The 9,663-nt window shown below is 72.8% G+C and carries 8 protein-coding genes; 3 read left to right on the top strand and 5 right to left on the bottom strand.

Annotated elements, in window-relative coordinates; translation table 11 throughout:
- From AXW62_RS46980 to AXW62_RS36840, 4 genes are all read right to left on the bottom strand, one after another.
- Positions 1-1,088: hypothetical protein (locus AXW62_RS46980; RefSeq protein WP_060948239.1), on the bottom strand; the 1,088-nt coding region annotated here is incomplete at its 3' end.
- Between the two features lie 167 nt (positions 1,089-1,255).
- On the bottom strand, positions 1,256-1,780 hold the full coding sequence (locus AXW62_RS36850; protein ID WP_030830729.1) for a phage tail protein: 525 nt from the start codon (positions 1,778-1,780) through the stop codon (positions 1,256-1,258).
- 7 nt (positions 1,781-1,787) lie between these two features.
- The gene (locus tag AXW62_RS36845) at positions 1,788-3,635 is read right to left on the bottom strand and encodes a phage tail sheath family protein (RefSeq protein WP_060948238.1); all 1,848 of its coding nucleotides are present in this window, start codon (positions 3,633-3,635) and stop codon (positions 1,788-1,790) included.
- 521 nt (positions 3,636-4,156) lie between these two features.
- Positions 4,157-4,732, bottom strand: coding sequence for a DUF6817 domain-containing protein (locus tag AXW62_RS36840; RefSeq protein WP_060948237.1), 576 nt, complete (start codon positions 4,730-4,732; stop codon positions 4,157-4,159).
- 198 nt (positions 4,733-4,930) lie between these two features.
- On the opposite strand from AXW62_RS36840, the gene AXW62_RS36835 reads away from it, so the two are divergent.
- The 3 genes from AXW62_RS36835 to AXW62_RS36825 all read left to right on the top strand — a co-directional run bounded on the left by AXW62_RS36835 (position 4,931) and on the right by AXW62_RS36825 (position 8,709).
- A complete protein-coding gene (locus AXW62_RS36835) occupies positions 4,931-5,890 on the top strand; it encodes a LysR family transcriptional regulator (protein ID WP_060948236.1) in 960 nt (319 codons plus the stop codon).
- Positions 5,891-6,154: 264 nt separating this feature from the next.
- Positions 6,155-7,165, top strand: coding sequence for a sporulation protein (locus AXW62_RS36830; protein ID WP_060948235.1), 1,011 nt, complete (start codon positions 6,155-6,157; stop codon positions 7,163-7,165).
- 704 nt (positions 7,166-7,869) lie between these two features.
- On the top strand, positions 7,870-8,709 hold the full coding sequence (locus AXW62_RS36825) for an MBL fold metallo-hydrolase (RefSeq protein WP_060948234.1): 840 nt from the start codon (positions 7,870-7,872) through the stop codon (positions 8,707-8,709).
- Positions 8,710-8,733: 24 nt separating this feature from the next.
- On the opposite strand, the gene AXW62_RS36820 is transcribed toward AXW62_RS36825, so the two are convergent.
- Positions 8,734-9,273: a hypothetical protein gene (locus tag AXW62_RS36820; protein WP_060948233.1), complete on the bottom strand. Its 540-nt coding sequence runs from the start codon at positions 9,271-9,273 to the stop codon at positions 8,734-8,736.
- Between the last annotated feature and the right edge of the window lie 390 nt (positions 9,274-9,663).

Raw genomic sequence — 9,663 nt, 5'->3', positions numbered from 1 at the left:
TCCAGGTAGTAGCGGCGCCGCAGCGGGCTGAGCGCCAGGATCTGAGGCTCGCTCCAGCCGTATGCGGTGGCGAGCAGGTGGACATCGAGGAGCAGATCCCGTGCCCAGTGGTCGAGTTCGGCCCATAGGTAGGAGGCGATGTCCAGCTCGGCGCGGGTGGCCGCACCGCATGCGGGGCAGGCGACGTTGAGGGTCACATCGGCCGCCGGGTCGGCGCGTTCGGCGGCCTCCGCGAGCCGCCGCTGCACCGGCTCGGGCAGTTCGGCGGCCGGGAGGCGGTCGGCGGGTACGGGCTGCCCCGAACGGTGCACGGAGACGACGCAACGGGCGAGCAGGGCCCGCCGGGCGCGGTCCGCGGCGGTGGACGCCCCCGTGGCATCGCCTCCGGCGACGGCAGCCTCTCCGCCCATGGCATCCTCTCCGCCCACGGCGTGGTCCCCGGCCACGGCACCGCCTCCGCCCATGGCGTGGTCTCCACCCGCAGCGTGCTCCCCGCCCGCGGCACCGCCCCCACCCGCGCCCAGCAGGCCGCCCGCGCCCGAGGGCCCGCCCGCGCCCAGCGGGCCGCCCGCACCCGGAGGCCCGCCCGCGCCCGGGTAACCGTCCCCGTCCGCGCCCGAAACGCCGCGCCCGCCCGCTTCGGCCGCCGTCCGCGCCCCCGTGTCCCCGCCTCCTTCGGTCGCCGCCCGCGCCGCCGCTTCGAGGTCGGCGACGGTGGGCAGCCGGAACTCGACCGTCCACTCGCCCTCCTCCACCCGGAGCGGGCCGTCCTGCCCGCCGTCCTGTCCCCGTGGGCGCGCCGCCAGGTCGCTTGTCAGGTCACGTGTCAGGTCGCGTGTGTCGAGGTCGAACTCCATGGCCTCGCCGCACGCGCCGCATTCGGCCCGGACCTGCATCCGCTCGCCGAAGAGCGCGCGCCGCAGGGCGTACAGGTCCGCCTCGCGCTCACCCACCGGCAGCGACAGCAGTTCGTCCGCGCCGGTCTCCGGGCGGGCCGCCCGGTGCAGCAGCAGGGCGCGGCCGGGGCCGTGGTGCGCCAGCCCCGCCTCCCAGATGGCCAGCAGCTCCGCGGGCCCCGTGTTCCCCATCTCCAGGCCGTCCGCTCCCCGTACCGTGACGCGTGCTGTACCGTGCCGCGCCCTGACGTGTGCCGTGACGCGTGCCGTACCGTGCCGCGCCGTGTGCCGTGACGTGACGCGTGCCGAACCGTGCGCCGTAACGTGCCGTGCCGTTGACCGTGCCGTCCGTACCGCGCCTACGCGGGGTGCGTGAACGAGGGCTCTTCCGGCTCCGGCACCTCGTAGTCCCGCTCCCAGCCCTCGCACTCCAGCTTCAGGCTCTGGATCGCGACCGCGTTGGCGTTGGCGTCCAGCTCGCCGAGCACCTGGTACTCGCTCGGCCAGGTCCGGTAGAGCTTGTGCGAGACGGCCACCTGGCCCGCCTCGTTGAGGACCTGGATGATGATGTCCTTGCGGAAGTCGGCGAGCGAGACCTCGGACCCGAGCCCCGCGCCGACCTGCCAGACCTTGTTGGCCCAGCGGTCGAATTCGGGGTCGTGGGTGACGCCGCGCTCCAGGGTGATCCCCTCGAACTCGGACCGGCCCGGGGACTTGCGTGGCGAGCTGGGGTCGCCGCCGTTGCGGTGCTTGACGACCTCGGTGGTGCGCTTGAGCGGACTGATCTTGCTGATGCCCGCGACCGTACGACCGTCCCAGAGGACCAGGAACTTGAAGTTCTTGTACGGGTCGAAGCGATGGGCGTTGACCTGGAACTCAGCCATCACATTCCTAAATCTCGAACTGTCCGGCCATCTGCTGGATCTTGACGATCACGAACTCCGCGGGCTTGACCGGCGCGATACCGACCACGACATTCACGATGCCGCTCGCGATGTCCTCGTCCGTCGTGGTGTCCTTGTCGCACTTGACGAAGTACGCCTGACGCGGAGTGCCGCCCTTGAACGCGCCCTTCTCGAACAGGGTGTGCAGATAACCGGAGGCGCTCAGTCGGATCTGCTGCCACAACTGCTCGGTATTGGGTTCGAAAACGACCCATTGCAGTCCGCGGCGCAGGCTCTCCTCGATATGGAGCGCCAGCCGCCGCACCGGTACGTACTTCCATTCGCTGTCCAGCGCGTCCGCGCCGCTCAGTGTGCGGGCGCCCCAGACCAGCGGGCCGACCACCGGGAAGGTGCGGAGGCAGTTGATGCCCAGGGGGTTGAGCAGTCCGTTCTCCCGGTCGGTCAGCTGGACGCCGAGTGAGTACACCCCGGCCAGCCGCGCCTCGGTCCCGGCCGGTGCCTTCCACACGCCGCGCTCGCCGTCGGTGCGGGCGATGACGCCCGCGAGCGCCCCGGAGGGCGGGAAGGAGCGCAGCCGCCCGGTGAGCGGGTCGGTGATCCGCAAGTGCGGGAAGTACAGCGCCGCGTGGTCGCTGCGGACCGGCTCGAAGGCGCCGATGCCGGCGCGGGCCGCGTCCACGCCGCCCCAGGCGGAGGGCGCGTCCACGAGCAGGAAGATCCGCCGCTCCCGGCACAGCCGGTCGGCCGCCGACAGCACGGTGACCATGTCGCCCACGGAGTCGTACCCGGCCAGTTCCGGCAGCGACAGCAGATTGACGTCCTCGATGTCGCGCAGCGCCTGGAGGCCGGTCTTGTCCGCCTCGCTGCCGATGAGGTCGCGGGGGCCGGGCGGGGCGCCGTCCTCGCCGCCGGACAGCGCGAAGACGGGCGGGTTGACCGATGCCTCCAGGCCGAGGTCATTGGCGCATTCGCCGAGGAAGCGGACCACGTCGCCGGGGTCGATGGAGCCGGCGACGACCTGGAGGCGGCGGCCGAACGCGGTGACCTCGGTGCCCGCGAAGGCGTGCTTGCCGGGCGCGTCGGGCAGTGCGCGCAGCTTGCGCTCCAGGAGCAGAGCCAGTTCGGTGACGTCGCACGGAGCCTCGCCGTCACAGTCCGGGTCGTACAGGGTGAAGGCGCGCTCCACCTCGCCGATCTTCACCGTCAGCTCGACGTTCAGGTCCGGGAGTTCACCGGCGAACGGCTTGGAGACCGTCCCGGAGGGGTCCGGCCGGCCCTCGCCGACCGCCTTGACCCGGATCAGCGCCGACCCGGCGTTGATCACGGTCTCGGCGTGGCGGCCGTGGGCGGGGTCCATGGACAGGTTGGTGAAGGACTCCCGGGAGGTGCCTCGCGCGTCGAGCACGTGGAGGTTGAAGGTCTCCTGCGGGCACGGGGTGTCGTGGTCGACGGCCAGTCGCAGGCCCGAGCCCCAGTGGCCGGGCTCCTTGGCGTGCACCTCCAGCACCGGGCACTGGCTGTGGCCCTCGGTGGAGTCGAGGGTGACGCGGGCGGCCTTGCCGGTGCCGGCCTTGGTCACGCGGACGACGACCGCCACGGTGCCGCCGTTGCCGAAGAACTGGTGTACCGCGTAGCCGACCGCGCTCTGCGAGGTGAGCCCGCCGAAACGGCGCTCGAAGTCGGTGAAGCTGGTGATGCGCACCGGGGTGTTCAGCGGGCCCCGCCGGGTGTGGCCCACGAACGCGGTCACCGAGGTGGTGACCGGGGCGATGGTACGGACACTGCTGGGAAGCTCTTCGATGTAGACACCGGGATAGCCCGCGTGCGTCGGCATTCCCCCTCCATTCTCTTCAGCGCATCAAGAGATGAGGAGGGAAGGTGAAGATCGCCCGCGCGGATTCCCGCCACGCACACACTTTCTCCGTACGCTTCCCCCGGTCGCACGCCCCCGCGAAATCGGTATCGCAGGGCTCGGAACGTCGCTTGCGGCCCCTGATGCGTGAGTGCGATCTGAGTTTCCGTGCCGGGCGCGATCCCGGTCAAGGCATTGATTTGGTCATCTGCTTCACGCCGGAATTCTAGATCGTTTCACTGTCTTCATGAAGTTGACCAAGCTATTGCCGTGCGCGAACACTTCCGAGAAATCGTGATCAAAAAATTCCGCCCGGAGCGCTTCGCCGACGAGAACGAGCCGAAAAGGCAAACGATTCGGCGCGCCGTTTCGCGATCTCGCGCCTGCGGCGATATCAAACGCCCGCGCCCGCGCCCGCGCACCGCGTGCCCGGGCGAGAGGGGGAAAGAGACGAGCGGGACGAGAGAGGCGAGCGGGACGAGCGGGGCTCGGCGGAGACGGTCTCAGTCGCGCGCCAGGGGGGACGGCGCGAGGACCGCGTGGCAGTCCAGCCAGGCGGACCGGCTGAGCAGCGGGCGGAAGCGGTCGGCCAGGGCGAGCAGTTCGGAGCCCCGGCTCTCCCGGAGGACGGGGTCGAGGCGGGCGAGGTCCAGCGCGTGGGCGGCCGACAGCTCGGCGAAGTCCCGGAGCAGCCGGGGTCCGGGGGTGTGGGTACGGCCGGTGAAGCGGTCGTGGAAGACCGCCTCGGCGCCCCCGTGGGCCGGGCAGGCGGCCTTCCGGTCACAGCTCGCGTAGAGGTACACGATGGCTTCGGCCTCCGCGCCGATCACCGCCACCAGCTCACCACGGCGGCCGAGCGGCAGCAGGGTGACCGGGAAGCCGTCGGTTCCATAGCACAGGTGGCACAGGCCCGCGAGTTGGAGTTCCGGGCGGGCTCCCCAGGCGGCGAGCCGGGCCCGTACGCGCTGGAGGTGGGTGAGGAGGGTGCCGCCGGAGTGGGCGATGCCCGCGGCGCCGAGTCGGCGCAGCAGGGTGACGGCGCGGTGGTCGGCCGCGGCAGGAGGGGGAGCAGCAGGCACTGGTCCGTGTCCTTTCGGTGCTGGGCAGGTCGGCACCCGTACCGCGCCGCCACCCGGTCCGGATCCTCGTGCCGGCGCCGTACGGGTTGCCGCCTGAGCCCTGCCACGATCGTCGCGACCCATGACCACCCCAGTCAATCCTGGGATTTGCTCCTCAAGCCCAAGCTTCGCCTTGGAAGTCAGCCTACTTTGGGGGTCATGACACTGGATGATCTGCGGGTGTTCGTGGCCGTGTGCCGCGCCGGAAGCCTCAGCGCCGTGGCCCGGGACCTGACCTGCACTCAGTCGGCGGTGAGCCAGCGGGTGAAGCGGCTGGAGCGCGAGACCGGCGTCAGCCTGCTGGAGCGTCAGCCGCGCGGAGTCGTGCCCACCGCGGCGGGACGCCTCCTGTGCGAGGCCGCCGCCGACGGGATCGCCGGGCTCGATCTGGCGCTGCGCCGCCTCGGCGACCTGGTCAACGGGGAGAGCGGTGCGGTACGGATCACCACCGGCGGCACCACCGTGCGGCACTTCATGGCCGAGGCGATCGTCTCCTTCCGCCGGCGCTACCCCAAGGTGAGCCTGGAGTTCCAGACCGAGAGCTCCAGCCGTGGCTGCTTCGACGCCCTGACCGCCAGCAATCTGGACCTGGCCTGGATCACCCTGGGCGGTCCGGTGCGCGGGATCGAGCAGCGGCCCGTGGTCGAACTGCCCTGGGTGCTCGCCGTACGGGCCGGGGATCCGCTCGCGGCCCGGTCGCGCGTGGAGGTGTCCGACCTCGCCGATGTCCGTCTGGTGCGGCTGCCGCCGAACTCCACGTCCGGCGGGCGGCTCGACGCGGCCCTGGCCGAACTGGGCGTACGAGCCGGCTCCGACACCAGCGTCGCCGACTGGGACACGGCCCTGCTGCTGGCCGAACTCGGCCTGGGACGCGCCGTGGTGCCCGCGCTTCCGGGGCTGCCGGTGCCCGGTGACCGGGGGCCACTGCGGCTGGTGCCGATCCCCGCCCTGCCGCCGCTGCCGGTCGGCTGGGCCGTGCGCCGCTGGGACGCGCTTCCGCCGCTGGCCCGGGCCTTCGCCGACACCGTGGCCCGCAGCCTGCGCGGGGACGTCCCCGCCGCGCGGCAACGCGCCGCGCGACGCCCTGCCGCGCGACGCCCCGCCGGACCGCCTGAATGATCTTTTTCGGACTTCCCCGGCCAACGCGGGGACATGGGCCGACTCGAGGGCGCGCACACCCTATGCTTTTACATGCGTGTAGAAGCGCGGAGGCAGGGCGGAGGCAGGGCGAACTGTCAACGTGCCACCGGAACGCGATTGTTCCGCGACGCCGGGCCCGCTGTCGCGCGACCGCCGTCCTCCGCCGGGCAAGCAACCGCACACGCACACGCACACGCACACGCACACGCGACAGTACGCATACGTGAAGGAGTGAACGCCGCTATGGTGTTCAAACGACTGCTCGGCTCGCTCGGTGTCGGCGGTCCCACCGTGGACACGGTGCTGGACCCCGGCCCGGTTCTGCCCGGCGGGCCGCTGACCGGCCAGGTCCATCTGGAGGGCGGCAAGGCGGACTTCGAGATCGAGCAGATCACGCTGGAACTCGTGGCCCGGGTGGAGGACGAGCGCGGCGACGAGGAGCGCGAAGGGGTCGTCCTCTTCGACCGCTTCACCGTCGGCGGCGGTTTCCGGCTCGCCGAGGGCGAGCACCGCAGCCTCCCGTTCACGGCCCACCTCCCCTGGGAGACGCCGATCACCGAGCTGTACGGGCAGCCGCTGGGCATCATCCTCGGCGTCCGCACCGGGCTGGAGATCGCGGGTGCGAAGGACAAGAGCGATCTGGACCAGCTGACCGTAGGGCCGCTGCCGGTCCAGGAGGCCGTTCTGGAGGCGCTGGGGCAGCTCGGCTTCGGCTTCAAGTCCGCCGATCTGGAGCTGGGCCATGTGGGCGGCACCGGCCAGCGGCTGCCGTTCTACCAGGAGATCGAGCTCACCCCGGCCCCGCAGTACGCCCACGCCATCAACGAGCTCGAGGTGACCTTCCTGGCGAACCCGGGCGGCATGGACGTCGTCCTGGAGGCCGACAAGCGCGGCGGGCTCTTCTCCGCGGGGCATGACGCCCTCACGCTCTTCACCGTCGGCCATGAGGGCGTCGAGCACCGCGACTGGAACGCCGAGGTCGACGCCTGGATCCGTCAGCTCGTCGAGCAGCGCGCCACCCACGGCTCGTACGGCTCCTACGGCCACGGCGAGCCCTACCCGCCCGGTCACGGCTACGGACACGCGGACCACCACCACGACGGGCACCACGACGGTCAGCGGCGCTCCGGTCCCAGCACCGCCGCGGTCGTCGGAGGCGTGGCGGCGGGTGTCGCGGTCGGCGTCGTCGGCGGAATGGTCGCCGCGGAGATCGTCGACGAGATCGGCGACGCCTTCGAGGAGGACGACGACTGACGGCCCCCGGCCCGGGACCGGGCCCGGCGCGGCCCGGTCCCGGGCCAGGACCGGGGCGGGGGCCGGGAACGCCCGTCCCGGGCGAGGCCCGGAACGGCCCGACCCCCGGCCAGGCCCGGAACAGCCCAGCCCCGGGTCAGGAGCGGAACGGCCCAACCCCCCGGCCAGGGGCGGAACGGCCCGAGCCCGGGCGAGGAGCCCGATCCGCGTTCTCGCCCCTCCCGGCTTCCGGGGCGGTCCACCGGTCGTGGTCCCATGGACCGCGGCGGCAGCCCCGTCGGTGCTGGTCCGGTACCGGCAGCCGCGCCGGTGCCGGACCAGCCCGTCGCGGAGGGCCAACGACGACGGTCGCGGAAGGCCAACGACGACGACCGCCGACAGCCGCACAGCACCGCCCCACTTCGGCGACGAACGCGAAACACTGCGCGCCTTCCTCGACGACCAGCCCGCGACGCGGAGCCGTCAAGGCGCAGGGCCATCAGGCGTTGGGCCATCAGGCGTTGGGCCGTCAGGCGTTGGGCCGTCAGGGCGCGGGCCTACAGGAGCGTGGGGTGGTTGAGGAGGACGGGGCTGGGCACTCCGTGGGGGCGCGCGTTGCCGATACAACCTGCCGCAGCCGGAAGGACGATCATGAGCGAGCCCAGGCCCCGCCCCCGTCTGTTCACCCCCGGCCGGCCGGAACCGCGGGAGGCGGTGGTCGGGCCATGACGTCACCTCCGGAGGGCGCCGCCGAGTTCCTCTTCGTCGGCAACGCCACGCTCCTCATCCGCTACGGCGCGCTGACCCTGCTCACCGACCCGAACTTCCTGCACCGGGGCCAGTACGCCTATCTGGGCAAGGGACTGGTGTCCCGGCGGCTGACCGAGCCCGCCCTGGCCGCCCGGGACATCCCGGCCGACCTCGACGCCGTGGTCCTCTCGCACCTGCACGGCGACCACTGGGACCGGGTGGCGCGCCGGCGGCTGGACCGCTCGCTGCCCATCATCACCACCCCGCACGCCTCCCGGCGGCTCCAGGGCATCCACGGGTTCAGCCGGGCGACCGGGCTGCCCACCTGGCACGACCACGTCCTGGTCCATGACCACAGCCAGGTCCGGGTCACCGCGCTGCCGGGCAGGCACGCCCCCGGCCGGTGGCAGAGGCTGCTGCCGCCGGTGATGGGGAGTCTGCTGGACTTCGGCGAACCGGGACGGCCCCCTCGGCTGCGGGTGTACCTCACCGGTGACACGTTGATGTTCCCGGGCGTCCACGAGATCGCCCGGCGCTATCCGGAGGTGCACCTCGCCGTGGTCCACCTGGGCGGCACCCGGCTTCCGGGAGGGCTGATCGTGACCATGGACGCGCTCCAGGGGGCCGGTCTGGTCAAGGCGGTGCGGCCGGAGCGGGTACTGCCGGTGCACTACGACGACTATGCCGCCTTCAGCTCCCCGCTCTCCGCGTTCCTGGAGGAGGCCCGGCGCCCGGACTTCCCGTCCACGGTCATCCACTGCGCCCGGGGGGAGCGGGTCACCGTGAACGCGCGAGGGGCGGTCCCGGCGCCCTGATGAGGCCGACCGACGGCCGTGGCGTCAGGCCGCACTGGTGGGCGTCCGGTCGCTGTGCAGCCGCCGCAGACGTTCCAACAGCTGCGGGTGGTGCAGCTGGGCGACGCGGGCCATCAGGTCCGGGTGGCGCAGCAACGGCGCGGCCCGGCGGTCGTACACGTCGGGCTCGGTGAGCCGCCGGAACTCCCTGGGGGACGCGGCGGCGTGCTCACAGTGGGCGAGCGCCGCCACGGCCTCGGACGCCAGCTCCGGGGAGGTGAGCAGGGCCGCCGCCCAGCTCGCCACGACCTCGTCCACCCAGGTGCGCCAGGCGCAGTCGGGGCCGCCGAGCTCGTACGGCTGCGCGTCCACGAGCCAGTCCAGCCGGTAGGAGCCGCCCGGTCCGGCAAGGGCCACCAGGGCGGCGTCGGTGGGGGTCGGGTAGCGCAGCCAGGCGGCCACCGTCACGGCCTGTCGCGCCTGCGCCTCGGCGAGCGACGCGTTCATCGCCCCATCCGCCGCCGGATAGGCCCTGACCAGCCACTGCGTGGTCGCCGTGATGACGGTTGACAGGTCCAGGGACAAACGAAGCCGCTCCTTGTTACGCCGATCGCTGTCAGTACCGTACCCGCGGAACGGCGGTGTCCGACATGACGCAGATCACGGTGTGCGGAAAAACATGCCGGGCATGGGGGCCGCCGCCGGTCCCGTGCGGCCGGATGCCGCGGCCGGGCGCCGGGGCCGGGTGCCGGGGCCGGGTGCCGGGGCCGGGTGCCGCACCGCGCCACAGGCCATCACGCCGCTGTGGGGTATCGGGTACCCCACCGGGCCACGGGTCCAGCGCCGCGCCACCGGACTGGCGCCGCGCCACGGGTCTGGCACCGCGCCACGGGGCCCGCGCGCCTCGGGGGCAGGCCCGCGCCGCCCCCGGGGGTACCGCACCTCGGCGTCGGTTACCGCGCCTCGGGATCGGAC

The sequence above is a fragment of the Streptomyces hygroscopicus subsp. hygroscopicus genome, from assembly GCF_001553455.1.
Lineage (GTDB): Bacteria > Actinomycetota > Actinomycetes > Streptomycetales > Streptomycetaceae > Streptomyces > Streptomyces hygroscopicus.
Note: the sequence above shows the minus strand (reverse complement) of the source record. Positions and strands in the feature narration are given on the sequence as shown.

Coding starts and splice junctions, on each gene's coding strand:
- AXW62_RS36825 (WP_060948234.1), top strand. CDS start 7,870: ATGACGTCACCTCCGGAGGGCGCCGCCGAGTTCCTCTTCGTCGGCAAC.
- AXW62_RS36850 (WP_030830729.1), bottom strand. CDS start 1,780: ATGGCTGAGTTCCAGGTCAACGCCCATCGCTTCGACCCGTACAAGAAC.
- AXW62_RS36835 (WP_060948236.1), top strand. CDS start 4,931: ATGACACTGGATGATCTGCGGGTGTTCGTGGCCGTGTGCCGCGCCGGA.
- AXW62_RS36830 (WP_060948235.1), top strand. CDS start 6,155: ATGGTGTTCAAACGACTGCTCGGCTCGCTCGGTGTCGGCGGTCCCACC.
- AXW62_RS36845 (WP_060948238.1), bottom strand. CDS start 3,635: ATGCCGACGCACGCGGGCTATCCCGGTGTCTACATCGAAGAGCTTCCC.